Below are 23,384 nucleotides of genomic sequence, written 5' to 3' on the forward strand. Positions count from 1 at the left end.
ATAATGAACAAGCCGGATGAGCTGGCGCAGGCGGCGGCCGGCGCGGCCTGCCAACCGGAAGTCATACGGGTGGCCAATGTGGTGAAGCGCTTTCCGGGCAAGCAGTCGGTCAACGCGCTGGAGGACGTGTCGCTGGCGGTACGCGACCGTGAGTTTGTCTCCATCCTCGGCCCCAGCGGCTGCGGCAAAAGCACCTTGCTGCGCATCGTGGCGGGCCTGGTGCCGCACAGTGAAGGGCTGGTGCAAGTGTGCAACCGCGCCATGGTGCAGCCGGTGCCGGAGATCGGCGTGGTTTTCCAGGCCAGCAATATGCTGCCATGGCTGACCGTGGAGCAGAACATGCTGCTCGGCGCGGAGTTGCGCAAGCTGCCCCGAGAGGCGCTGGCCGCCAAGGTGCGCGAGCTGGTGCGCACGCTGGGCCTGTCCGGTTTCGAGAACAGCTATCCGCACCAGCTGTCGGGCGGCATGCGGCAGCGCGCCTCCATCGGCCAGATCCTGGCGCTGGACCCGAAGATCTTGCTGATGGACGAACCGTTCGGCGCGTTGGACGCCTTGACGCGCGACCTGCTCAACGTGGAGCTGCTGCGCATCTGGCAGGAGCACATGAAGACGGTGCTGCTGGTCACGCACAGCATCCAGGAGGCGGTGTTCCTGTCGGACCGGGTGCTGGTGATGTCCGGTCGTCCGGGCCGCATCATCCACGATATCCGCATCGACCTGCCGCGCCCGCGCAGGCCGGAGCACGTGAAAACCAACCCGCGCTATGGCGAATACATCGCCCAGCTGAGCCAGATCATGGGGGTGTATTGATGCGGCCATTCGAAGGCCTGCCGGCTGCGGAGGCGGCGGTGCTACGAGCCATGGGGCCGGTGTGGGCGGACGACATCAACCGACACCGCAAACAGGTGGTGGAGATCTACACGCCGCTGCTGTCCGCAGCAGACCGTGCCGGCATCACCGTCGATGCGGGGCTGGCTTATGGCGGCCACGCCCGGCAGCGGCTGGACATCTACCGCAGCGCAGCGACGCCGCTGCGCGGCGCGCCGGTAGCGGTATTCGTGCACGGCGGCGCGTTCATGCGGGGCGAGATGAACAGCAATGCCGAAATCTACGGCAACGTTGCGCGCTATCTGGCGCGCCATGGCTACGTGGGGGTGAACCTGGAATACCGGCTGGCGCCCGAAGCGCCATTCCCCGGCGGCGCGGACGACGTGGCGCTGGCAATGGCCTGGCTGCGCACCCATATCGGCGGCTATGGCGGCAATCCCCGCCACATCGTGCTGATCGGGCATTCGGCCGGCGGCGCCCACGCGGCCAGCTACGCGCTGGATATTGGCGGCAGCGGCGGCATTGGAGGCGCAGGCGCGGGCCACGGGCTGGCCGGCCTGGTGCTGGTCAGCGCGCGGCTGCGGGCGGATGCGTTGCCGAGTAACCCGAACGCGGCGGGCGTGCGGGCCTACTGGGGGGACGACGCCGCGCTTTACGAGCAGCGTTCGCCCGTCACCCATGCCTGGCGCCTGGACCTGCCCACGCTGGTCGCCATCGCCGAATATGAGAACCCGCACCTGGACGCTTACGGCGCCGAATTCTTCCACCGCGCGCTGCAGGCCGGCGCGCAGGGACTGCGCTTCGCGCAAGTCCCCGGCCACAACCATACCTCCATCGTCGCCCACCTGGACACGGCGGACCGCAGCTTCGGCCCAGCGCTGATCGACTTCCTCGACAGCACGCGCCCAACTATATAAACAGGAGAGATCACCATGGCAGCACCACGGCTGAGCGGCGCCTTCGCGCCCGCCGTCACCCCTTTCACACCCAGCCTGGAAGTCGACTTCGACGCCTACGCCGCGCACTGCCTCTGGCTGCAGCGGCACGGTGCGGGACTGGCCATCTTCGGCACCAACAGCGAGGCCAACTCGCTGTCGCTGGCAGAACGCATGATGCTGCTGGACCGCCTGAGCGGGCGCGGCATCGACTTGTCCCGCACCTTGCCCGGCACCGGCGGCTGCGCGCTGCCGGATACCGTGGCGCTCAGCCGCCATGCGCTGCTGCACGGCTGCGCCGGCGTGCTGGTGCTGCCGCCATTTTTCTACAAGGGCGTGAGCGACGACGGCCTGTTCGCCTACTACTCGGAACTGATCGAGCGGGTGGCCGATGCGAACCTGCGCCTGTTCCTGTACCACATTCCCGCCTTCTCGGGCGTGCCGATCAGCCTGGGCCTGATCGAGCGCCTGGCCAGGCATTACCCGGATCAGATCGCGGGCGTGAAAGACAGCAATGGCGACTGGGCCAACATCGAAGCCATGCTGCGCAATTTCCCGCAGCTGTCCATCTTTCCCGCTTCCGAGAGCTTCCTCACCCGTGCCATGCCGCTGGGTGCTGCCGGCTGCATCTCCGCCACCATCAACGTCAATCCGGCCGCCATCTCGGCGCTGTGCGCCAATTGGGCGGCGCCGGGCGCCGCAGCGGCGCAGCAGCAGGTGGACCGCATCCGGCAGATCTTCCAGAAGTACCCGATGATCGCTGCGCTGAAATGGGCCATTGGCCATGGGCGCGGCCAGCAGCAGTGGCAGGTGCAGCGTCCGCCGCTGTCGCCGCTGAGTGCGCAGCAGCAGGCGTCGCTGCGGGCCGAGCTGGCGGCCGCCGGCTTCGCCATGGCCGCGCTGGAGCAGCCGTGAGCGCGGCCGTGCAGCGCATCGCGCCGCTGGGACGCTACCCGGCATATTGCCGCGCGGGAGACTTCATCCATGTCTCGGGCATGAGCGCGCGCCAAGCCGACGGCAGCATTGCCGGCGTGCGCCATTTGCCGCAAGGCGGCGTGGTGTTCGACGCGGCGCACCAGACCCGCGTCGTGATCGCCAAGGTGGAGGCGGCGCTGGCGCAGGCGGGCGCCCGCCTTTCCGATTGCGTGGCGGTGACGGCTTACCTGACCGACATGGCGGACTTCCAGGCCTATAACGCCATCTACGCCGAACACTTCAACGGCCGCGCCGCGCGCACCACGGTGGCCGTGCACCAGCTGCCGCATCCGCACATGGTGGTGGAGTTGACGGTGGTGGCCTACAAGCCGCAAGCCGGGGAGGGCGCATGACCGCCGCGCCAAGCCGGGTGGCGGAAGACGCCCTGGACCTGCTGTTCCGCCATGCACGCTCGCACAACGCCTGGCTGCCGCGCGCGGTTGACGACGCGCTGCTGGTGCAGCTGTACCAGCTGGCCAAGCTCTGTCCCACCAGCGTGAATGGCTGCCCGGCGCGCTTCCTGTTCCTGCGCACGGACGAGGCCAAGGCGCGCCTGCTGCCGGCACTTAGCCCCGGTAACGTGGAAAAGGTGCGCAGCGCGCCCGTGGCGGCGGTAATCGCCTACGACACGCGCTTTTACGAACACCTGCCGCAGCTGTTCCCGCACAGCCCCGGCGCAGGCGCCATGTTCGAAGCCAGTGCGGCGCTGGCCGAAGCCACTGCCTTCCGCAACAGCAGCCTGCAGGGGGCCTGGCTGATACTGGCTGCGCGCGCGCTCGGCCTGGACTGCGGTCCGCTGTCCGGCTTCGATGCGGCGGCCGTCAACCGCGAGTTCTTCCCGGACGGCCGCCTCAAGGTCAATTTCGTTTGCAACCTGGGCTACGGCGACCCCGCCGGACTGTTCCCCCGCAGCCCAAGGCTGGATATCGGCCAGGCCTGCACCTTTTTATAGAAACCATGGACATCCTCTTATACATCGCGCTCGGCGCCTGCGCCGGCGTACTGGCCGGGCTGCTTGGCGTCGGCGGCGGCACTGTCATCGTGCCGGTGCTCACCTTCGTCTACACCGCCCATCATTTTCCGCCCGAGTACACGCTGCACCTGGCGCTGGGCACCTCAATGGCGTCCATCCTGTTCACCTCGGTGGCCAGCCTGCGCTCGCACCACAAGCGCGGCGCGGTGGACTGGATGGTGGTGCGGCGGCTCACGCCCGGCATCGTCGCCGGCACACTGGCGGGCGTCTGGCTGGCGGCCGGCATGTCCACCAAGGTGCTGAAGCTGATCTTCGTTTGCTTCGCCTACTTCGTCGCGGCGCAGATGCTGCTGAACATCAAGCCCAAACCCAGCCGGCAGCTGCCAGCAACAGGCGGCATGCTGGCCTCGGGCGGCGCCATCGGCGTGGTGTCGAGCTTCGTCGGCATAGGCGGCGGCACCTTGTCCGTGCCCTTCATGACATGGTGTAATGTACCGCTGCATACCGTGATCGGCACCTCGGCCGCGCTGGGCTTCCCCATCGCCGCCGCCGGCGTGGCGGGTTATGTGCTCAACGGCTGGCGCGTGGCGGCGCTGCCCGAGCACAGCCTGGGCTTTGTCTACCTGCCCGCGCTGGCCGCCATCGCCGTCGCCAGCATGCTGACCGCGCCGCTGGGCGCGCGCATGGCGCACGCGCTGCCGGTGGCCAAGCTGAAGAAACTGTTCGCATGCCTGTTGCTGCTGGTCGGCACCCGGATGCTGGTATCGTTGTTTTGAAAGGATGAATATGCAAGCCCTGTTTCCCTTCCACCTGGCCTTCTTCGTGCGCGACCTGGACGAGGCGCGCGCCTTCTACGGCGGCGTACTCGGTTTTACCGAAGGCCGCAGCACCGAACGCTGGGTCGATTTCGACTGCATGGGCCACCAGCTCTCGCTGCACTTGAAGCCGGATCTGCAGCCGGCCGCCGGCAGCGGCCAGGTGGACGGCGATGCCGTGCCGATTCCGCACTTCGGCATCGTGCTCGACATGCCGCACTGGAACGCGCTGGCCGAACGCGCCCGCGCCGCGCGCCTGAGCTTCGTGGTAGAGCCGCACGTGCGCTTTGTTGGCCAGCCCGGCGAACAGTCCACCATGTTCTTCTGCGACCCGTCCGGCAACGCGCTTGAGTTCAAAGGACTGGCTGCCCTGAACCGCCTGTTCGCGATATAGTGTGGGGCGGACGATATTCACCAAAACAACAAGATCAGAGAACCATGGAAACCATTTCGATGCGGCTTTATCGCATCCTTGCAGACGAAATCATCAACGGCGCCGTGGAACCGGGTGCGAGCCTGGAGGAAAACGCCATTTCCGAGCGCTTCAAGGTGTCGCGCACGCCGGTGCGGCAGGCATTCCGCGAACTGGCCAACGCCGGCCTGATCGAACTGCGGCCGCGCAAGGGCGGCATCGTGGTCAGCATCAGCCTGGAGGAGCTGGCCGATACGCTGGAGGCGCTCGGCGAGCTGGAGGCGCTGTGCTGCCGTATCAGCGCCGAGCGCATGAGCGCGGTGCAGAAGAAGCAGCTCGAGCTGTTCCATTTGCAGGGCGTGGAGTGCATGGAGCACGGCGACGAGGACGGCTACCTGGAGATCAACGCCAAGTTCCACCAGCTGATCTGCACCGGGGCGCACAACCGCAGCCTGGCCGAGAGCATCGACAAGCTGCGCGCCAAGCTGAACCAGTTCCGCGCCGCGCAGGGCGGGGTGGAGCGGCGCCTGGCGCAGTCGCACGATGAGCACGAGGCCATCGTCAATGCGATCCTGGCCTCGGACGCGGAGCGCGCCTACCTCGCCATGCGCAACCACGCCAACCGCCTCAGCGTGCACGTGCTGGAAGTGATACGCGAACGCCAGGCAGGCCATGGAAGCTGACGACCGCCAGCCGCCTGCAACGGACTTGTCGCGGCCGAACATGCCGCTGGCCGACGGCATGCTGCGCCGCCTGAAGCTCAAGCCCTTGCTGATCTTCGACCGCGTGCTGGCCTCGCACTCGATTGCGCGCGCGGCCAAGGAGCTGAACCTCACCCAGCCCGCCGTCACCAAGGCCATCCAGGAACTGGAAGGCGACCTGGGCGTGGAGCTGTTCGAGCGCACCAACCGCGGCGTGGTGCCGACTTGCTACGCCACCCTGCTGGGGGCGCGCGTGAAGTCCGTGATCGCCGAGCTGCGCTACCTGACCGACGAGTTGAACGCGTTCCGCAGCGGCGATTCCGGCCACGTGGTGGTCGGCACGCTGATCTCCGCCTCGGCGCGGCTGCTGCCGCTGGCCATCTCAAAGCTGAAGGCCGAGCGGCCAGGCATCCTGGTGACGGTGCGGGAAGGCCCGCTGGACCGCCTGTTCCCGGCGCTGGCTACCGGGGAGCTGGACCTGGTGGTGGGCCGGCTGCCGGAAGCGGACTTGCCGCTGGCGCGCATGTACAGCTTCCACCACGCGGAACTGTTCAAGGAGGCGCTGTGCGCGGTGGTGTGGAGCGAGCACCCGCTGGCGCAGCGCACCAGCATCGACCTGCGCGAACTGATGGCCTGGCCCTGGCTGCTGCCGCCGATGGAGTCGCCGGCGCGCATCACCGCCGAGCGCCTGTTTTCGGACGCCGGACTGGCCATGCCGGGCAATATCGTGGAGTCGCTGTCGCTGCTGACCAATATCGGCTTGATGCAGGCCATGCAGGCCATCAACCTGATGCCGCGCGCGGTGGCGCAGCACTTCGCGCAACTGAAGCTGCTGGCGATCCTGGAGATGGGCGACATCGGCGCCTTCGGCCGCATCGGCTACTCGGTGCGCGAAGACCGCGCCAGCACGCCGGCCGCCGCGCGCTTCATCGCCTGCCTGACGCAGGCCGCCGCAGAGCTCTAAGGCACCCCTGGCCGGGCGCGCGCCTGGTCAGCCGCGCTCGATTGCAGGATCAGCCACAGGCTCTGATATTAAAATTAGGCATGTCCAGAGCATAATTATTCATTATATTTTATTGCCAGGTCTTCTTATACTCGTTTCCAAGTTGTACACGAGAACATAGGAGACCGACTTGAAACCTGCATCGCCAGCACTGCTGCGCAACTATGTCGACGGTGAATTCGCCGGCAGCGCGGCCACCTTCGACAACATCAATCCGGTCGACGGCAGCCTGATTAACCGGGTCTGCGAAGCGGACCGTGCCACCGTGGAAGCGGCTGTCGCTGCCGCGCGCCGCGCCCTGCAAGGGCCTTGGGGCGCCATGAGCGTGCAGCAGCGCGCCGCCATGCTGCACAAGGTGGCTGACGGCATCGCCGCCCGTTTCGACGAATTCGTGGCTGCCGAAGTGGCCGACACCGGCCGCCCGGTCGAGCAGGCGCGCCAGCTCGACATCGCACGCGGCATCGCCAACTTCCGCACCTTCGCCGACCTGGCCGCCGGCGCCAACACGGACGCCTTCGAGATGGCCACCGCCGACGGCGCCGGCGCGCTGAATTACACGGTGCGCAAGCCGCTCGGCGTGGTCGGCATCATCGCGCCATGGAACCTGCCGCTGCTGCTGCTGACCTGGAAAGTGGCGCCGGCGCTCGCCTGCGGCAACGCGGTGGTGGCCAAGCCGTCCGAAGAATCGCCGTCCACTGCGACGCTGCTGGCCGAGGTGATGCACGGCGCCGGGGTGCCGCGCGGCGTGTTCAACCTGGTGCACGGCTTCGGCGCCGATTCGGCCGGCCAGTTCCTCACGCAGAGCGCCGGTATCGACGCCATCACCTTCACCGGCGAGTCGCGCACCGGCAGCACCATCATGAAGGCGGTGGCGGACGGCGTGAAGGAGGTGTCCTTTGAGCTGGGCGGCAAGAACGCTGCCGTGGTGTTTGCCGACGCCGACTTCGACGCGGCCGTGGCGGGCGTGATGCGCTCCTCCTTCACCAATTCCGGCCAGGTGTGCCTGTGCTCCGAGCGCGTCTACGTCCAGCGGCCCATCTTCGAGCGCTTTGTCGCCGCCATCAAGGCCCGGGTGGATGCGCTGAAGATCGGCTATCCGGGCGACGAAGGGGTGGACATGGGCCCGCTGATCTCGCACGGCCACCGCGACAAGGTGCTGGGCTACTACCGCCTGGCGCTGCAGGAGGGCGCCACCGTGGTGGCGGGCGGCGGTGTGCCGCATTTCGGCGACGCGCGCGACCGGGGCGCCTACGTGCAGCCTACCGTCTGGACCGGCCTGCCTGACAGCGCACGCTGCGTGACGGAAGAGATTTTCGGCCCGGTGTGCCACATCGCTCCGTTCGACACGGAGGAGGAAGTGGTGCAGCGCGTGAACGCCAGCGACTACGGCCTGGCCTGCGCGCTGTGGACCACCAGCCTGTCGCGCGCGCACCGCGCGGCGCGCCGCATTCACGTCGGCCTGGTGTGGGTCAACACCTGGTACCTGCGCGACCTGCGCACGCCGTTCGGCGGCGTCAAGCTGTCCGGCCTGGGCCGCGAGGGCGGCCGCTATTCGCTCGATTTCTATTCGGATGTTGCCAACATCTGCATCAAACTGTGAGGTCCCACATGAATCGCATCACCGTGCAATCGCCCGCCATCGCGGCGCCGCGCTTCCGCTACAGCCCTTGCGTGCGCATCGGCGGCACCGTCCAGCTGTCCGGCATGATCGCGCTGGACTCGGCCAGCGGCGAACTGGTGTCCGGCGGGCCGGGCGCCGAAGCCGCCGCCATCCTGCGCAGCCTGCAGCGCGCGCTGCCGGACTACGGCGTGTCGCTGGACGAGCTGCTCATCGCCCGCATCTACACCACCCGGCTGGACCTGTTCGGCGAGATCAACGCCGCCTGGGAAGCCGTGTTCACTGCCGACACCATCCCTCCGGCGCGCACTTCCATCGGCGTGAGCGCGCTGCCGCTGGGCGCCTCGGTGGAAATCGAGTTCACTTTCGTGCAGGCGGGGCGGGCATGAGCGCGAACATACAACAGGCGGCGGACCTGCTCTGGGACGCGCACCAGTACGGCGAGCCATGCCAGCCGGTGCGCGCGCTGCTCGGCGACGGTGGCGTGGAAGCGGCGTACGCGGTGCAGAAACTGAACACGGACCGCTGGCTGGTGCGCGGCCGGCGCCTGGTGGGACGCAAGATCGGCCTGACCTCGCTGGCGGTGCAGAAGCAGCTGGGCGTCGACCAGCCGGATTTCGGCATGCTGTTCGCCGACATGGCGCTTTGCGACGGCGAGGAAGTGGCCCCGGGCCGCGTGCTGCAGCCCAAGGTGGAAGCGGAAATCGCGCTGGTGCTGGAACGTTCGCTGCCGCATGAGCGCAATACGGTGGCCGACATCCTGCGCGCCACGGCCTATGCCTTGCCGTCGATCGAAATCGTCGGCAGCCGCATCGCCAACTGGGACATCAAGCTGGCCGACACCATCGCCGACAACGCCTCCAGCGGCTTGTTCGTGCTGGGTTCCCGGCCGGTGAAGCTGGACGCCTTCGACGTTGCCGGCTGCGGCATGGTGATGGAGCGGCGCGGCGAGCAGGTGTCGGTCGGTGCGGGCGCCGCCTGCCTGGGCAATCCGCTGCGTGCGGCGATCTGGCTGGCCGACACCATGGCCCGCCTCGGGAGCCCGCTGCAGGCGGGCGACATCGTGATGACCGGCGCGCTGGGTCCGATGTGCGTGGCGCAGGCCGGCGACGTGTTCGAAGCGAATATCGAAGGACTCGGCAGCGTGCGCGCCGCGTTCGGCAGCTAAAAAATGCAACTGGAGACACTCATGTCACTCATGGAAAACACACAACTGGACGACCGGCGCTGGCCGGTGGCCATCATCGGCTCCGGCAATATCGGCACCGACCTGATGATCAAGGTACTGCGCAATGCCAAGCACTTGAAAATGGGGGCCATGGCCGGCATCGACCCCGAATCGGACGGCCTGGCCCGCGCGGCGCGCCTGGGCGTGCCCATCACCCACGAGGGCGTGGCGGGCCTGGCCGCGCTGCCCGGCTTCGACAAGATCAAGCTGGCCTTCGACGCCACGTCGGCCGGCGCCCACGCGGAGCACAACCGCCTGCTGCAATGGCACGGCGTGCGCGTGATCGACCTCACGCCCGCCGCCATCGGCCCCTATGTGGTGCCGGTGGTGAACCTGGAACAGCACCTGCACAGTCCCAACCTGAACATGGTCACCTGCGGCGGCCAGGCCACCATCCCCATCGTGCGCGCCGTGTCGCAGGTGGCGAAGGTGCATTATGCCGAGATCGTGGCGTCCATTGCCAGCAAATCGGCCGGTCCGGGCACGCGCGCCAATATCGACGAGTTCACGGAAACCACTTCCCGCGCCATCGTCTCGGTGGGCGGCGCGGAGCAGGGCAAGGCCATCATCGTGCTCAATCCTGCCGAGCCGCCGCTGATGATGCGCGACACCGTGTTCTGCCTGGCCGACGCCGCCGCCAGCGAGGACGATGTGCGCGCCTCGGTAGAGGCCATGGTGCGGCGTGTGAACGCCTACGTACCCGGCTACCGCCTGAAGCAGCAGGTGCAGTTCGAGCGCATTCCGGCCACGCGCCCGCTGAATATCCCCGGCATCGGCATGATGCACGGCTTGAAGGTGTCGGTATTTATCGAAGTGGAAGGCGCGGCGCACTACCTGCCGGCCTACGCGGGCAACCTGGACATCATGACGTCGGCGGCGCTGGCCACGGCCGAGCAGATTGCCGCCAGCGCGCTGGCGCAGTAAAGGAGCAGACATGAGCAATAACAACCGCAAAGACGGCAAGATCTACGTCTCCGACGTGACCCTGCGCGACGGCATGCATGCCATCCGCCACCAGTATTCGCTGGAGCAGGCGGTCGCCATCGCCAGGGCGCTGGACGCGGCCAGGGTGGACAGCATAGAAATCGCCCACGGCGACGGCCTGCGCGGCTCCAGCTTCAACTACGGCTTCGGCGCCCACACCGACCTGGAATGGATAGAAGCGGTGGCCGATGTCCTGCAGCACGCCCGCATCGCCACGCTGCTGCTGCCCGGCATCGGTACCGTGCACGACCTGGACGCTGCCTACAGCGCCGGCGCGCGCATCGTGCGCATTGCCACCCACTGCACCGAGGCCGACATCTCGCGCCAGCACATCGAGCATGCGCGCAAGCTGGGCATGGATACCGTGGGCTTCCTGATGATGTCGCACATGACCACGCCGCAGGCGCTGGCGCGCCAGGCCAAGCTGATGGAGTCTTACGGTGCGCAGTGCGTGTACGTGGTCGATTCCGGCGGCGCGCTGTCGATGACCGACGTGGCAGAGCGCTTCTGGGCCTTCAAGGACACGCTGCGCCCCGAAACCCAGACCGGCATGCACGCCCACCACAACCTGTCGCTGGGCGTGGCCAACTCCATCGTGGCGCTGGAAAACGGCTGCGACCGGATCGACGCCTCGCTGGCCGGCATGGGCGCGGGCGCCGGCAACGCGCCGCTGGAAGTGTTCATCGCCGCCGTGGACCGCATGGGCTGGCAGCATGGCACCGACTTGTTCGCGCTGATGAACGCGGCCGACGACCTGGTGCGCCCGCTGCAGGACCGCCCGGTGCGGGTGGACCGCGAAACCCTGGCGCTGGGCTATGCCGGCGTGTATTCGAGTTTCCTGCGCCACGCCGAGGCGGCTGCCGCGCGCTACGGCGTACCGGCCATCGACATCCTGGTGGAGCTGGGCAAGCGCCGCATGGTGGGCGGGCAGGAGGACATGATCGTGGATGTCGCGCTGGACCTGCTGCGCCGTGGCGGCCAGGAGGTGGCGGCATGAGCGGCGCGGCAGAAATGCTGCGCGGCGCGGACTGGCAGGGCGTGCGCGCCGGCCTGGTCGCCGGGCTGGCTGCCACGCTGGACGATGCTGCCCGCCTGCGCCGGGAGACCGACCCGCTGGCGCCGGTGCACGGCTTCACGCTGGCACAGGCTTACGAGATCCAGCGTGCCTCCATCGCGCTGCGCCACGGGCGCGGCGAACAGCCGGTGGGCGTGAAGCTGGGCTTTACCAGCCGCGCGAAGATGGTGCAGATGGGGGTGGACAGCCTGATCTGGGGCCTGCTGACGGACGCCATGCTGTACGAGGAGGGCGCCACGGTGCCGCTGGAGCACTTCATCCACCCGCGCGTGGAGCCGGAGCTGTGCTTTCTCACCAGCCGCGCCATCGACCGGCCGCTGACCTTGCTGGAGGCCGCAGGCTACCTGGCCGGGGTGGCGCCGGCCATGGAAATCATCGATTCGCGCTTCCGCAATTTCAAGTTCAACCTGGAAGACGTGGTCGCGGACAACTGCTCGTCGGCCGGCGTGGTGGTGGGCGAGTTCTCGCCGGATGTGGGCAACCTGGCCAACCGGGGCGTCACGATGCGCTTTAACGGCCGTCCGGTGGCCATGGGCAGCACCGGCGCCATCCTGGGCAACCCGCTGCGCAGCGTGGTGCAGGCCAGCCGCCTGGCCAGCGCCGCTGGCTTGACGCTGCCCGCCGGTTCGCTGATCATGGCAGGCGCCGCCACGGCGGCCGAGGCGCTGGCGCCCGCGCTGCACGTAAGCGTGGAAATCGGCGGCCTTGGCCGCGCGGAATTCTCGACCGGAGGCGCAGCATGAGCCATGGCACGAATCACGGCACCGCCACCCAGGCACACCTGGTCGAGGGCAAGGCGCGCCCGCGCGGCAAGTTCCCGCACCTGAAGCGCGCAGGCGATTTCCTGTTCGTGTCCGGCACCAGTTCGCGCCGGCCCGACAATAGCCTGGCCGGCGTGGAAGTGGACGCCATGGGCACCACCCGGCTCGACATCCGCGTGCAGACCCGCGCGGTGATCGAGAACATGCGCGACATCCTGGCCAGCGCCGGGGCAGGGCTGGACGACATCGTCGAAATCAGCACCTTCCTGGTCAACATGAACGATTTCGGCGGCTATAACGATATCTACGGCGAGTACTTCGACTACGACGGCCCCACCCGCACCACGGTGGCGGTGCACCAGCTGCCGCACCCGCACCTGCTGATCGAAATCAAAGCCATCGCCTACAAGCCTGCATAATGGACGCAACCATGTACAAATACGGCAAACCATTCAATTTCCAGCAGTGGATCGCGGAGCACGCGCACCTGCTCAAGCCTCCCGTCGGCAACCAGCAAGTGTGGCAGGACGCGGACTTCATCGTCACCGTGGTCGGCGGCCCTAACCAGCGCACCGACTACCATGACGATCCGCTGGAGGAGTTCTTCTACCAGTTCAAGGGCAACGCCTACCTGAACATCATGGACGGCGGCCGAATCGAGCGCATCGAGCTGAAAGAAGGCGACATCTTCCTGCTGCCGCCGCATGTGCGCCATTCGCCGCAGCGCCCCGAGGCGGGCAGCCTGTGCCTGGTGATCGAACGCCAGCGGCCGCAGGGCATGCTGGACGCCTTCGAGTGGTACTGCCTGTCGTGCAACCACCTGGTGCACCGCGTGGAGACGCAGCTGCAGAGCATCGTCAAGGACCTGCCGCCGCTGTTCGAGCGCTTCTACGGCGACGCCAGCCTGCGCGTATGCCCGCAGTGCGGCGAAGTCCACCCCGGCAAGCTGGGGGCCAAATGACGCAAGCGAACCAGGTAATCGACATCCACAGCCACTTCTTCCCGCCCATCACGCAAGCCGAAGCGGCCGCGCTGGACAAGCACAAGGCGCCCTGGCTGCGCGTGGAGGACAACGGCCACGGCATGATCATGACCGGCGACCAGCCCTTCCGGCCGGTGTATTCGGCGCTGTGGGACCCGGCGCGCCGGGTCGAGGAAATGGACCGCTCCGGCGTGGACGTCCAGCTGATGTGCGCCACGCCCGTGATGTTCGGCTACAGCTACCCGATCGGCCTGGCGCTGCCGTGGGCCGAGCGCATGAACGACTACGCGCTGGAGCTGTGTGCGCACAATCCGCAGCGGCTCAAGGCGCTGGCGCAGGTGCCGCTGCAGGACATCGACGCGGCCTGCCGCGAAGCGAGCCGCGCCAAGGCCAACGGCCATGTGGGGGTCCAGATCGGCAACCACCTGGGCAACCTGGACCTGGACGACGAGGGCTTGCTGCGCTTCCTCGCCCATTGCGCGCACGATGGCATTCCGCTGCTGGTGCACCCGTGGGACATGATGGGCGGCGACGCGCGCATGAAGAAATGGATGCTGCCCTGGCTGGTGGCCATGCCGGCCGAGACCCAGCTGGGCATCCTGTCGCTGATCATGTCCGGCGCCTTCGAGCGCTTGCCCGAGTCGCTGAAGATCTGCTTCGCCCACGGCGGCGGCAGCTTCGCCTTCCTGCTGGGCCGCGTGGAAAACGCCTGGCACCAGCGCGACATCGTGCGCGAAAACTGCCCGCAGCCGCCGTCGTCCTACGTCAAGCGCTTCTACGTGGACTCGGCCGTGTTCGACCAGCGCGCCCTGGGCCTGCTGGTGGACGTGATGGGCGAGCAGCGCGTGATGCTCGGCTCGGACTACCCCTATCCCTTGGGCGAGCAGGAGGTCGGCAAGCTGATACGCGATTCCGATTTCAGCGCGCAGCGCAGGGCCAGGCTCCTGGGCGGCAACGCCAGCGAGTTCTTCGGCATCTGACCCTACACCCCACAAGAGCCGCGCGCACCCTGCGCCAAGCGGCCAACTGGAGACACACATGACACACCCTGACAGCGGCTTCGCCGCGATCGCCGCGCGCGAGGACGGTTTGCAGCGCGGCCTGACCAGCGGCCAGATGTCGATGATCGCCATCGGCGGCGCCATCGGCACCGGCCTGTTCCTCGGCAGCGGTTTCGCCATCGGCTTTGCCGGTCCCAGTGTGCTGGTCAGCTACGCCATCGGCGCGCTGATCGCCATCCTGCTGATCGGCTGCCTGGCCGAGATGACCGTGGCCCACCCCACCGCCGGCTCCTTCGGCGCCTACGCCGAGCACTATGTCAGCCCCTGGGCCGGCTTCGCGGTGCGCTATGCCTACTGGGCCTCCATCGTGCTGGCGGTGGGCACGGAGGTCACGGCGGTGGCGCTGTACATGCAGTACTGGTTCCCCGGCACGCCGGCGTGGATGTGGATCGCGCTGTTTTCGGCCGCGCTGGTGTTCGTCAACGCCATGAGCGTGGACGTGTTCGGCAACGTCGAGTACCTGTTCTCGACCATCAAGATCGCCGCCATCGTCGCCTTCATCGTCATCGGCTCCTGGCTGGTGTACGCGGCGCCGGCGGCGGGGCCGATCGGCTTCAAGAACTACCTGCAGCACCAGGGCTTCTTCCCCAACGGCGGCGCCGGCATGTGGACCGGGGTGATCGTCTCCATCTTCAGCTACCTCGGCATCGAGATGGTGGCGGTGGCGGCCGGCGAGGCGAAAGACCCGCAGCGCGCCATCACCGGGGCGTTCAAGGCGGCCATGCTGCGCCTGGTGGTGTTCTACATGCTCACGCTGGGCCTGATGCTGGCCATCGTGCCGTGGACGGCGGCGGGCAACGGCCACAGTCCCTTCGTGATGGCGATGGAAGCGCTGCACGTGCCCGGCGCGGCGGGACTGATCAACTTCGTGATCCTGGTGGCGGCGCTGTCGGCCATGAACAGCCAGCTGTACATCACCACCCGCACCATGTTCAGCCTGTCGCGCGCAGGCCAGGCGCCGGAGCGCTTCGGGCGCCTGAGCAAGCGCGGCGTGCCGGTAGCGGCGCTGTCGCTGTCGTGCGCCGGCATCGCCATCGCGGCGGCGCTCAGCGTGCTGTATCCGAAGGGCTCCTTCATGCTGATGATGGCCATCTCCATGTTTGGCGCCATGTTCACCTGGCTGATGATCTTCGTCACCCACTACTGCTTCCGGCGCCGCTGGGGCAGGGAAGGGCAGCCCAGGCTGGCCTTCCGCATGTGGGCCTTCCCCTGGCTCACCTTGCTGGGTGCGGCGCTGATGCTGGCCATTATGGCAACCACCGCCTTCACCCGCGAGTTTGAAATGACCTTGCTCACCGGCGTGCCCTTCATGCTGGCCCTGAGCGCCCTGTATTACCTGCGCTACCGCAAGCGCTGATCCCTGCTCCAGCCGCGCCTTGGCCGCAGCCTTGCGGCGGCCCTTGCACGCCCCGTTCTGGAATAAAGAACTGGAATAGCTGGAGCCGAATTATTCATTTTCGCTTATTGCAACACCTCTGCATACTAGATTCATCGATAGGAGCAACTGTAATGAAATTGACCAAGCAAGACTGCATCGACCTCGATGCCCGCGACCAGCTGGCCGCGTACCGCAGCAAGTTCACCCTGCCGGAGGGCGAGGTTTACCTGGACGGCAATTCCCTGGGCGCCATGCCCGCCAGCCTGCCGGCCCGCATGCAGGAAGCCGTGGCCAGGGAATGGGGCCAGGGCCTGATCCGCTCCTGGAACGACGCCGGCTGGATCGACCTGCCGCAGCGCGTGGCGGCCAAGGTAGCGCCGCTGATCGGCGCCGGCGCCGACGAAGTGATGGTGGGCGACTCCACCTCCGTGAACCTGTTCAAGGCGCTGGCCGCCGCGCTGCGCATCAACAGCGGCCGCACGGTGATCCTCACCGAAAAGGGCAACTTCCCCACCGACCTGTATATCGCCCAGGGCGTGGCGGAGCTGTTCGGCAGCGAGATCCGTTACGTGGATTCGGACGCCTCGGCCATCGCAGACGCGCTGGACGACAGTGTGGCCGTGCTGATGCTGACCCACGTGAACTACCGCAGCGGCGCCGTCTACGACATGGCCGCGCTGACCCGCAAGGCGCAGGCCGTGGGCGCGCTGGTGATCTGGGACCTGGCGCACAGCGCCGGCGCGCTGCACGTGGAGCTGGACGAGGTCAACGCCGACTTCGCGGTCGGCTGCGGCTACAAATATCTGAACGGCGGCCCCGGCGCACCGGCCTTCGTGTACGCCGCGCGGCGCCATCTGGAGCAGGTGCGCCAGCCGCTGTCCGGCTGGCACGGCCACCAGAAACCGTTCGACTTCGTGCAGCAGTACCAGCCCGCGCCCGGCATCAACCGCATGCAGTGCGGCACGCCGCCGCTGTTGTCCATGCTGGCGCTGGACGCGGCGCTGGATGTCTTCAGCGGCATCGACATGCAGCAGCTGCGCAACAAGAGCAAGGCGCTGGGCGACCTGTTCATCCGCCTGGTGGACGCGCGGCTGTCCGAGTACGGCTTTGGCATCGGTTCGCCGCGCGACTGCAACCAGCGCGGCAGCCAGGTGGCGCTCACCCATCCGCAAGGCTACGCCATCGTGCAGGCGCTGATCGCGCGCGGCATCACCGGCGACTTCCGCATGCCCGACATCCTGCGCTTCGGCTTCGCGCCGCTGTATGTGCGCTATATCGACGTCCATCACACGGTGGACACCCTGCAACAGATCATGGCCAGTGGAGAGTGGAACCAGGAGAAATTCTTGACCAAAAAAGCAGTGACGTGAGTTTTTTAGCTTGCCCTTGATACAAAATATAAAACGAGGAGACAAAGATGCAACTGAAAGCAACGGGAGTGGCAGTACTGGCGGCGCTGTCCGCCATGGCGGCCGGCGCGCAGCGGGCCGAGGCCAGCAACGTGACGATATCGGGCGTCATCGACATCAACGTGGAGCGGCTGTCCACGCCCAAGGAAAGCGTGACGCGCGTTTCCAGCGGCGGCTTGAGCAACTCGCGCCTGGAGTTCAGCGCGACGGAGGACCTGGGGAACGGCAACCAGGCCTTCTTCCTGCACCAGATGCAGCTGGCGGCCGACACCGGCGGCGGCCCGACCCCGCGCGAAACCTACGTGGGCATGCGCGGCAAATGGGGCCAGTTTGCGCTGGGCCGCCAGAACACGCCGTCCTACTGGATCGTCGGTTACGCGGACCCCAGCTGGTCGGGCGACTACAGCCGGGTGAGCAACAACCAGTATTTCTACGCCCCGTGGCGCGAAAGCAATGCCATCTCCTACAACACGCCGGTACTCGGCGGTTTCAAGGGCCGCTTCATGGTCACCACCGGGCAGGAAACGGCGGACCACAACGGCCGTGTCATCAGCACCGGCGTGGAGTACCGCAGCGGTCCGCTGTACCTGGGCTTCGTGTCCGACCACAAGGACATCAGGAACATCGCCAGCCCGAAGATGGAAAGCTCGCGCGACAACTACCTTTCCGCCACTTACCGCTTCGGCAGCGTGGAGCCGACCTTCATTTACCACACCTACAACGGCTACTACGCCTATCCGCCCTACGTGGGCTTCCAGACCCGGGGCTGGGACATGCAAGTGGGCGCGCGCTGGAAGAGCGGCGGCCCGCACGGCGCCTACATCAGCGTGGTGCGCCGCCACGACGACGTGGGCAGGGACCTGACCGACGCCAACAGCTTCCTGGCCGGCTACAACTACCGCTTCTCCAAGCGCACCGACGTGTATATCAACCATGGCCGCGTCATCACCAAGGGCAATCCGAAAGTGCCGTACCCGCTCACCTTCAACTACAACGGCAGCGCCAACCCCGAACGCGGTACGCAAGTGGGCCTGCGCCACTCGTTCTGATCTCCGACTAACCTGAATAGAAAGCCCACGCTATGAAGACGAAGTTTTTGCCCCGCCTGACCATCACCCTGTGCGCCGCCGCCGTTGCCGGCAGCGTACTGGCCCAGCAGCCGCGCAGCGGCGCCAACCTGAACGCGCCGGACGCACCCGGCCCGAACACCAAGGAGATCAAGCTGCTGCCCGGCGAACCGCCGCTGCCGGCGCCCGGCTCATGGGGCTACGATGAAAAGACCGGCAAGTTCAAGAGCCCGGACATGACGCCGGACGTATACGGCGCGCACCCGGTGGCGGGCAGCCTGAGCTACCTGGACCAGAACCAGTACGCCAAGAACGTGAAGCTGGAAGGCTTCATTCCCGAGGTGGCGGGCGCCGGCCACAGCTGGCAGGCCACACTGGACTGGGAAGGCCGGCGCTATCTGTACGACTACGAGACCTGGATGTACAACCTGTTCGACATCACCGATCCGAAGAACGTAAAGGTGGTGCAGAAGAAGACCTTCAAGACCAAGGAAGGCGAGCACCAGTTCGGCCCCTTCAACGTGAAGTTCAACAAGAAACTGAACAAGATGATCGCGGTGCAGTGCTACGAGATTTCGCGCTACGGCCTGATCTGGAACAAGTACACCAATCCCGAGCAGGTGGAGAACGCGCGCAAGAAACCGATGCTGCGCGGCTTCCGCATCTACGAGGTGACCAGCCCGCAGTGGACCGACTGGAAGCTGCTGTCCGAGACCGCGCTGGACGAAAGCCACTCGGCCAAGGATCCGGTGCAGGAAGGCTCCGGCTGCCAGGACGTGCCGGTGTATAACGGCGATCAATACCTGTTCGTGGCCGGCGCGCCGGACAACAGCTTCGCCAACACCGAGTACAAGACTTATCTGCACGCCGGTGCGCAGCTGGTGTACGACGTGTCCGACCCCGCCAAGCCGAAACGCCTGTCGATGTGGTGGGCGCCGGGTTCCCGCGTGGGCGAGGAAGAGGAATATAAGAAGAACCCGCGCGCCGGCAACAAGACTTCGTGGATGGGCGCGCGCATGCCGCTGTTCATTCCCAAGCCGGTGGAGCAGGGCGGCAAGTACGGTTACGCGGCAATGGGCGGCTTCGGTTTCTACGTGATCGATATTTCCGATCCGAAGAACATGAAGCAGGTGGCGCATATCGACATGCCGGTGAGCGTGACCGGCACCGAGGGCGACAACATCGACGTGACCAAGGTGGAATCGACCGGCATGGTCTACTACAGCGGCTACCCGATGTCCGAGGACTGCTACGAGCCGCTGAAGGCGATCTACTCGATCGACGTGCGCGACCCGCTGCGGCCGAAGATCGTCAACGTGCTGCCGACGCCGACTCCGCCGAAGGAGGCGCCGTTTACCGACTACTGCCAGCGGCGCGGCAGCTTCGGTCCGAAGCGCAGCGGCTACACGGCGATCCAGCCGGGCACGCCGAGCCCGCGCTACATGCCGTACTCGTACTACAACGCCGGCCTGCAGATCTTTGACGTGAAAGACCCGCTGAAACCGGTCATTGCGGGCTACTTCGTGCCGAAGATGGTCGATGCCGGGAAGAAGACCACCGATGGCCAGACGCTCTCCATCCGCGCGCTGCCCAACCCGGTTCACAGCATCTTCGTAGAGTGGGACCGCAACCTGGTGTGGGTGTTCTCGAACCACGGCATTTACACGGTGTCCACCGAACTGCTGGGCAAGCCGGTATTCGGCATGCCGCCTAAGAAGTAGTCCCCCCCCCCCCGCGCTGCCCCTGCCTCCGTTGCCGACAGCGGCAGGGGCAGCGCTCAACTTTCCCCAATTTCCCATGTTCGCTACCCTGCGCGGCCGGCTGATCGGCCTGTGCGTGTCCATCGTCGTGCTGGCCATGCTGGCCGTGGTGGCCGCCAACTATTTCACCACCCGCAGCCGCATGGCCGCGTCGCTGGACAATCAGATGCGCCAGCTGGCTGCAAGCCAGGCGGCCGGCATTGGCGAATGGGTCGGCTCGCGCCGCGCCATCGTGGCATCCCTGCGCGTCGCTGCCGCGAGCGCCGACCCCGTGCCGGTGCTGAAGGCCGCCGCGCTGGCCGGCGGCTTCGACAACGCTTACATAGGCTACGCGGACAAGCGCCTCGCCTCGTCGCGCGATGAAGCCGCGCCGCCCGGCTACGATCCCACCGCGCGGCCCTGGTACCAGCTGCCGGTGGCGGCGGGCGCGCCCATCGTCACCGCGCCCTACGTGGACGCGGGACGCGGCCAGCTGGTGGTCACTTTCGCCGAAGCGGCGCTGTTGCCTGGTGGCGGCGATGCGCGCGGCCAGGCCTTGCAAGCCGTGCTGGCGGCGGACGTGGCGCTCACCGCCGTGGTGCGCCAGGTGCGCGCGCTCCATCCCACACCCAACAGCTATGCCTTTCTGGCCGACAGCGACGGCCGCCTGATCGCCCATCCGGACGCCAGCCTGGCCATGCGCCCGCTGGCGGCACTGGGCGCCGGCCTGGAACCCGGCTTGCCGGGGCGCGCCGGCGGCGTGTCCGCCCGCCTCGGCGGACGCGATACGCTGCTGCACGCCGCCGCCATTCCCGGTACCGGCTGGACCCTGGTGCTGGTGCTGGACCGCGCGGACGCTGCGCAGGATCTCGACGCGCTGCTGCGCAGCTCGGCCGCCGCCTCGCTGCTCGCTGCCGCCGCCGCGTCCATGCTGCTGCCGCTGCTCATCAGGCGCATGCTGCGCCGCCTGCAGCAAGTGCGCGATGCGCTGATCGGCATTGCTGACGGTGAAGGCGACGTGACGCGCCGCCTGGATGAAAGCGGCAGCGACGAGCTGGCGGCGATCGCGCGCGCCTTCAACCGTTTCGCCGGCAAGATCGGCAGCGTGCTGCTGCACATCCGCGCCGCCAGCGAGGAGGTGCGGCGGACCGCCGCCGAAATCGCCGGCGGCAACAACGACCTGTCCTCGCGCACCGAAGTGCAGGCGGCCTCGCTGCAGCAAACGGCCGGCGCCATGCAGACGCTGACCGGCGCGGTGCGGCAAAACACGGACAACGCGCGCCAGGCCGACCAGCTGGCGCGCCGCGCCTCCGAGGTGGCGGCGCGGGGCGGCGAGGCGGTAGCCCAGGTGGTCGATACCATGGGCTCGATCAACGAGTCCTCGCGCAGGATCGTGGACATCATCGCCGTCATCGACGGCATCGCCTTCCAGACCAACATCCTGGCGCTGAACGCGGCCGTGGAAGCGGCGCGGGCCGGCGAGGACGGGCGCGGCTTCGCGGTGGTGGCGGCCGAAGTGCGCAATTTGGCCCAGCGTTCCGCAGCCGCCGCGCAGGAGATCAAGGCCCTGATCGGCGACTCGGTCGGCAAGGTCGGCAGCGGCGCCAGGCTGGTGGACCAGGCTGGCGCCACGATGCAGGACATCGTCGCCAGCATCCAGCGCGTGGCCGGCATCATGAGCGAAATTACGCAGGCCAGCCTGGAGCAGAGCACCGGCCTGGAGCAGATCCATGCCGCCATTGTGCTGATCGATGGCCTGACGCAGCAGAACGTGGCGCTGGTGGAGGAAGCCGCCGCCGCCGCCGATGCGCTGAGTGAGCGCGCCCAGGGCCTGGCCCGCGCCGTCAGCGTGTTCAAGCTCGATGGCCAGCGCGCCACGCACGGTTGAGCTGGCTGCCGGCGCTTGGCATGCCAGTTTGTGATTTAATTAATTTTATTTTAATAAAATTAATTATAAGGGTATTAATATGAAAGCGAAAAAGCTGGTCGGGTTGATGCTGATATTGGGCTTTTCCTGTTTGTCAGTAGTAAATGTTCATGCTGCTACGGCAAAATCAGAATTAAACAAGTTCAAAATGGAGATCATCGATCTGAATTTGTCGGACGGCATCGTTCCTTCTATTACGTTCAGTCAAGCCCAAGGGAATGTCGCCCAGGCTGGCTATGCTGTGTCAGGCAGGGGAGCCGATGCGACGGAGTTCATCTCCGGATTCGGTTCCGTTGGACGGGAATATGGGGGCGGCAGCGTCAGCAGCATGGTATCGGCCGCCGGTCTGGCCACCCAGGCCTACGCGCCGGGCGCCGATTTATGGTTCCAGGCAAGCAGCAGCTGGCGTGGCGATTTCATACTGTCGCCGAACACCGCGGTCATTTTTACGGCGTGGGCAGAGGTAGGCTCGGCATTGGAGGGCGGCCATATTGCGCAAGGACAGGCCAGCATGGAGGGCCGGCTTACCGGGGGACCAGGCTTCGGCGATCGGCTGTCGACCAGTTTTGCGCTGCCCAGCGATTACGCCGAAGGCGTTTTGTTCGGGGAGCTGCATAGTGGCGCCAGCGAGGCAGCGGGCTCGGTGTCCCTCTGGTCGGCAGCGTACGCGTCGGTCGAGGCCATGCCGCCGGTGCCCGAGCCTGGCACCGGCGCGATGCTGGCGGCAGGGCTGGCGCTTTTGGCTGCCGTAGCGCTGCGGCAGCGCCGCGCGAGGCGGGTGAGCGGGGCGGCGCTGCTGGCCACCATGACCTTGGTAGGCGGAAACGCAACGGCGGCAGGAGGCGGGATGGTGGATTTGTCCGCATGGCGCTATGCGCTGATTGATCTGGCGCCACAGGATGGCATTTCACCCAGCATCGTGATTTCCGAACTGAGCAATGGTCTCAGTTATCGCAGCAACATCCTGTACCAATCCGGCTCCGAGCAGACGTGGGGCTCGCTGCCGTTGAGCTGGACGGGCCCGGGCGGCAGTGCCTCGGCGGTCAGTTCCGCCTCAGGCATGGCGCTGGCGGTGCACACGACAGGCCCGCGTGCCAGTGCAAGCGGGGAGCGCAACTATGAATTCAGTTTGTCGCCGAATACAGCGCTCCAGCTGTATCTGGACGGCCGCGCCAGCGCTGACTGGGACGACGCAACCACGGTGCAGGTCTCTGCCTCCATGCGGGCCCGGCTGGATTCCACGCATGCCGACGGGTTCACGGTCGATAGCATGACGCTGACCGTGCCTGGCAGCCGCGACTTTGTGTTGTTCGGCTCGCTCGCCTCGAAGGGCGAGCAGGCAAGCGGCATTATCTCGCTGGATGCATTGGCCTTCGCCTGGCCCACCCCTTTGCCGGCCGTGCCCGAGCCTGGAAGCTACGCGATGCTGCTGGCAGGGCTGGGCATAGTGGGGGCGAGCTGCCGGCGCAGGCGCTATCCTGGCTAGCCGCCGCGTGAGCGAGGCGCTGTCCGA

The 23,384-nt window shown here is 67.0% G+C and carries 24 protein-coding genes; all 24 read left to right on the forward strand.

The genetic code is table 11. The features are described from left to right. Window positions 1–3: 3 nt before the first annotated feature. The 24 genes from ASD15_RS21650 (at window position 4) to ASD15_RS33360 (ending at window position 23,357) form a co-directional block, all read left to right on the forward strand. On the forward strand, window positions 4–810 hold the full coding sequence (locus tag ASD15_RS21650) for an ABC transporter ATP-binding protein (RefSeq protein ID WP_057157338.1): 807 nt from the start codon (window positions 4–6) through the stop codon (window positions 808–810). Continuing rightward, the gene (locus ASD15_RS21655) at window positions 810–1,745 is read left to right on the forward strand and encodes an alpha/beta hydrolase (protein WP_057157078.1); all 936 of its coding nucleotides are present in this window, start codon (window positions 810–812) and stop codon (window positions 1,743–1,745) included. Before ASD15_RS21650 ends, ASD15_RS21655 begins: the two co-directional genes overlap by 1 nt. Before the next feature lie 15 nt (window positions 1,746–1,760). Further along, the gene (locus ASD15_RS21660) at window positions 1,761–2,678 is read left to right on the forward strand and encodes a dihydrodipicolinate synthase family protein (protein WP_057157079.1); all 918 of its coding nucleotides are present in this window, start codon (window positions 1,761–1,763) and stop codon (window positions 2,676–2,678) included. Beyond that, the gene (locus tag ASD15_RS21665; RefSeq protein WP_057157080.1) at window positions 2,675–3,091 is read left to right on the forward strand and encodes a RidA family protein; all 417 of its coding nucleotides are present in this window, start codon (window positions 2,675–2,677) and stop codon (window positions 3,089–3,091) included. The genes ASD15_RS21660 and ASD15_RS21665 overlap by 4 nt, the downstream gene beginning before the upstream one ends. Then, window positions 3,088–3,690 (forward strand): malonic semialdehyde reductase, encoded by a 603-nt coding sequence (locus ASD15_RS21670; RefSeq protein WP_057157081.1) that lies wholly within the window; start codon window positions 3,088–3,090, stop codon window positions 3,688–3,690. Before ASD15_RS21665 ends, ASD15_RS21670 begins: the two co-directional genes overlap by 4 nt. Before the next feature lie 5 nt (window positions 3,691–3,695). Next, window positions 3,696–4,487, forward strand: coding sequence for a sulfite exporter TauE/SafE family protein (locus ASD15_RS21675; RefSeq protein ID WP_057157082.1), 792 nt, complete (start codon window positions 3,696–3,698; stop codon window positions 4,485–4,487). 10 nt (window positions 4,488–4,497) lie between these two features. Beyond that, window positions 4,498–4,920, forward strand: a complete 423-nt coding sequence (locus ASD15_RS21680; protein ID WP_057157339.1) for a VOC family protein — start codon at window positions 4,498–4,500, stop codon at window positions 4,918–4,920. Between the two features lie 44 nt (window positions 4,921–4,964). Beyond that, a complete protein-coding gene (locus ASD15_RS21685; protein WP_057157083.1) occupies window positions 4,965–5,621 on the forward strand; it encodes a GntR family transcriptional regulator in 657 nt (218 codons plus the stop codon). Then, on the forward strand, window positions 5,611–6,603 hold the full coding sequence (locus tag ASD15_RS21690; RefSeq protein ID WP_057157084.1) for a LysR substrate-binding domain-containing protein: 993 nt from the start codon (window positions 5,611–5,613) through the stop codon (window positions 6,601–6,603). The genes ASD15_RS21685 and ASD15_RS21690 overlap by 11 nt, the downstream gene beginning before the upstream one ends. A 169-nt stretch (window positions 6,604–6,772) precedes the next feature. Beyond that, the gene (locus tag ASD15_RS21695; RefSeq protein ID WP_057157085.1) at window positions 6,773–8,242 is read left to right on the forward strand and encodes a 2-hydroxymuconic semialdehyde dehydrogenase; all 1,470 of its coding nucleotides are present in this window, start codon (window positions 6,773–6,775) and stop codon (window positions 8,240–8,242) included. An 8-nt stretch (window positions 8,243–8,250) separates the two neighbouring features. Continuing rightward, complete coding sequence (locus ASD15_RS21700) at window positions 8,251–8,649, forward strand: RidA family protein (RefSeq protein ID WP_057157086.1); 399 nt, start codon at window positions 8,251–8,253, stop codon at window positions 8,647–8,649. Further along, the gene (locus ASD15_RS21705) at window positions 8,646–9,428 is read left to right on the forward strand and encodes a 2-keto-4-pentenoate hydratase (protein WP_057157087.1); all 783 of its coding nucleotides are present in this window, start codon (window positions 8,646–8,648) and stop codon (window positions 9,426–9,428) included. The genes ASD15_RS21700 and ASD15_RS21705 overlap by 4 nt, the downstream gene beginning before the upstream one ends. Window positions 9,429–9,449: 21 nt before the next feature. Then, on the forward strand, window positions 9,450–10,412 hold the full coding sequence (locus ASD15_RS21710) for an acetaldehyde dehydrogenase (acetylating) (RefSeq protein ID WP_307188295.1): 963 nt from the start codon (window positions 9,450–9,452) through the stop codon (window positions 10,410–10,412). A 10-nt stretch (window positions 10,413–10,422) separates the two neighbouring features. After that, window positions 10,423–11,469 (forward strand): 4-hydroxy-2-oxovalerate aldolase, encoded by a 1,047-nt coding sequence (gene dmpG, locus ASD15_RS21715; protein ID WP_056391062.1) that lies wholly within the window; start codon window positions 10,423–10,425, stop codon window positions 11,467–11,469. Between the two features lie 14 nt (window positions 11,470–11,483). Further along, window positions 11,484–12,290, forward strand: a complete 807-nt coding sequence (locus ASD15_RS21720; protein WP_057157340.1) for a 2-keto-4-pentenoate hydratase — start codon at window positions 11,484–11,486, stop codon at window positions 12,288–12,290. Next, window positions 12,287–12,727 carry a RidA family protein gene (locus ASD15_RS21725; protein ID WP_057157089.1) on the forward strand — a complete coding sequence of 147 codons (441 nt, stop codon included), beginning with the start codon at window positions 12,287–12,289 and terminating at the stop codon, window positions 12,725–12,727. The genes ASD15_RS21720 and ASD15_RS21725 overlap by 4 nt, the downstream gene beginning before the upstream one ends. Window positions 12,728–12,738: 11 nt before the next feature. Beyond that, window positions 12,739–13,269: a 3-hydroxyanthranilate 3,4-dioxygenase gene (locus ASD15_RS21730; protein ID WP_057157341.1), complete on the forward strand. Its 531-nt coding sequence runs from the start codon at window positions 12,739–12,741 to the stop codon at window positions 13,267–13,269. Then, on the forward strand, window positions 13,266–14,270 hold the full coding sequence (locus tag ASD15_RS21735) for an amidohydrolase family protein (RefSeq protein ID WP_057157090.1): 1,005 nt from the start codon (window positions 13,266–13,268) through the stop codon (window positions 14,268–14,270). The genes ASD15_RS21730 and ASD15_RS21735 overlap by 4 nt, the downstream gene beginning before the upstream one ends. Before the next feature lie 58 nt (window positions 14,271–14,328). Continuing rightward, on the forward strand, window positions 14,329–15,708 hold the full coding sequence (locus tag ASD15_RS21740; protein WP_057157091.1) for an amino acid permease: 1,380 nt from the start codon (window positions 14,329–14,331) through the stop codon (window positions 15,706–15,708). A 152-nt stretch (window positions 15,709–15,860) separates the two neighbouring features. After that, the gene (gene kynU, locus ASD15_RS21745; protein ID WP_057157092.1) at window positions 15,861–17,099 is read left to right on the forward strand and encodes a kynureninase; all 1,239 of its coding nucleotides are present in this window, start codon (window positions 15,861–15,863) and stop codon (window positions 17,097–17,099) included. Between the two features lie 47 nt (window positions 17,100–17,146). After that, window positions 17,147–18,187: a porin gene (locus tag ASD15_RS21750; RefSeq protein ID WP_057157093.1), complete on the forward strand. Its 1,041-nt coding sequence runs from the start codon at window positions 17,147–17,149 to the stop codon at window positions 18,185–18,187. A 32-nt stretch (window positions 18,188–18,219) separates the two neighbouring features. Further along, the gene (locus ASD15_RS21755; protein ID WP_057157094.1) at window positions 18,220–19,926 is read left to right on the forward strand and encodes an LVIVD repeat-containing protein; all 1,707 of its coding nucleotides are present in this window, start codon (window positions 18,220–18,222) and stop codon (window positions 19,924–19,926) included. Window positions 19,927–20,002: 76 nt separating this feature from the next. Next, window positions 20,003–21,832 carry a methyl-accepting chemotaxis protein gene (locus ASD15_RS33700; protein ID WP_057157095.1) on the forward strand — a complete coding sequence of 610 codons (1,830 nt, stop codon included), beginning with the start codon at window positions 20,003–20,005 and terminating at the stop codon, window positions 21,830–21,832. A gap of 79 nt (window positions 21,833–21,911) precedes the next feature. Continuing rightward, window positions 21,912–23,357, forward strand: a complete 1,446-nt coding sequence (locus ASD15_RS33360; RefSeq protein WP_082552033.1) for a PEP-CTERM sorting domain-containing protein — start codon at window positions 21,912–21,914, stop codon at window positions 23,355–23,357. Window positions 23,358–23,384 lie beyond the last annotated feature (27 nt).

The organism is Massilia sp. Root351 (assembly GCF_001425045.1).
GTDB lineage: Bacteria > Pseudomonadota > Gammaproteobacteria > Burkholderiales > Burkholderiaceae_D > Rugamonas.

Coding starts and splice junctions, on each gene's coding strand:
- ASD15_RS21700 (WP_057157086.1), top strand. CDS start 8,251: ATGAATCGCATCACCGTGCAATCGCCCGCCATCGCGGCGCCGCGCTTC.
- ASD15_RS21710 (WP_307188295.1), top strand. CDS start 9,450: ATGTCACTCATGGAAAACACACAACTGGACGACCGGCGCTGGCCGGTG.
- ASD15_RS21705 (WP_057157087.1), top strand. CDS start 8,646: ATGAGCGCGAACATACAACAGGCGGCGGACCTGCTCTGGGACGCGCAC.
- dmpG (WP_056391062.1), top strand. CDS start 10,423: ATGAGCAATAACAACCGCAAAGACGGCAAGATCTACGTCTCCGACGTG.
- ASD15_RS21655 (WP_057157078.1), top strand. CDS start 810: ATGCGGCCATTCGAAGGCCTGCCGGCTGCGGAGGCGGCGGTGCTACGA.
- ASD15_RS21750 (WP_057157093.1), top strand. CDS start 17,147: ATGCAACTGAAAGCAACGGGAGTGGCAGTACTGGCGGCGCTGTCCGCC.
- ASD15_RS21680 (WP_057157339.1), top strand. CDS start 4,498: ATGCAAGCCCTGTTTCCCTTCCACCTGGCCTTCTTCGTGCGCGACCTG.
- ASD15_RS21650 (WP_057157338.1), top strand. CDS start 4: ATGAACAAGCCGGATGAGCTGGCGCAGGCGGCGGCCGGCGCGGCCTGC.
- ASD15_RS21685 (WP_057157083.1), top strand. CDS start 4,965: ATGGAAACCATTTCGATGCGGCTTTATCGCATCCTTGCAGACGAAATC.
- ASD15_RS21725 (WP_057157089.1), top strand. CDS start 12,287: ATGAGCCATGGCACGAATCACGGCACCGCCACCCAGGCACACCTGGTC.
- ASD15_RS21720 (WP_057157340.1), top strand. CDS start 11,484: ATGCTGCGCGGCGCGGACTGGCAGGGCGTGCGCGCCGGCCTGGTCGCC.
- ASD15_RS21690 (WP_057157084.1), top strand. CDS start 5,611: ATGGAAGCTGACGACCGCCAGCCGCCTGCAACGGACTTGTCGCGGCCG.
- ASD15_RS21740 (WP_057157091.1), top strand. CDS start 14,329: ATGACACACCCTGACAGCGGCTTCGCCGCGATCGCCGCGCGCGAGGAC.
- ASD15_RS21755 (WP_057157094.1), top strand. CDS start 18,220: ATGAAGACGAAGTTTTTGCCCCGCCTGACCATCACCCTGTGCGCCGCC.
- ASD15_RS33360 (WP_082552033.1), top strand. CDS start 21,912: ATGAAAGCGAAAAAGCTGGTCGGGTTGATGCTGATATTGGGCTTTTCC.
- ASD15_RS21730 (WP_057157341.1), top strand. CDS start 12,739: ATGTACAAATACGGCAAACCATTCAATTTCCAGCAGTGGATCGCGGAG.
- ASD15_RS21735 (WP_057157090.1), top strand. CDS start 13,266: ATGACGCAAGCGAACCAGGTAATCGACATCCACAGCCACTTCTTCCCG.
- ASD15_RS21675 (WP_057157082.1), top strand. CDS start 3,696: ATGGACATCCTCTTATACATCGCGCTCGGCGCCTGCGCCGGCGTACTG.
- ASD15_RS33700 (WP_057157095.1), top strand. CDS start 20,003: ATGTTCGCTACCCTGCGCGGCCGGCTGATCGGCCTGTGCGTGTCCATC.
- ASD15_RS21660 (WP_057157079.1), top strand. CDS start 1,761: ATGGCAGCACCACGGCTGAGCGGCGCCTTCGCGCCCGCCGTCACCCCT.
- kynU (WP_057157092.1), top strand. CDS start 15,861: ATGAAATTGACCAAGCAAGACTGCATCGACCTCGATGCCCGCGACCAG.
- ASD15_RS21670 (WP_057157081.1), top strand. CDS start 3,088: ATGACCGCCGCGCCAAGCCGGGTGGCGGAAGACGCCCTGGACCTGCTG.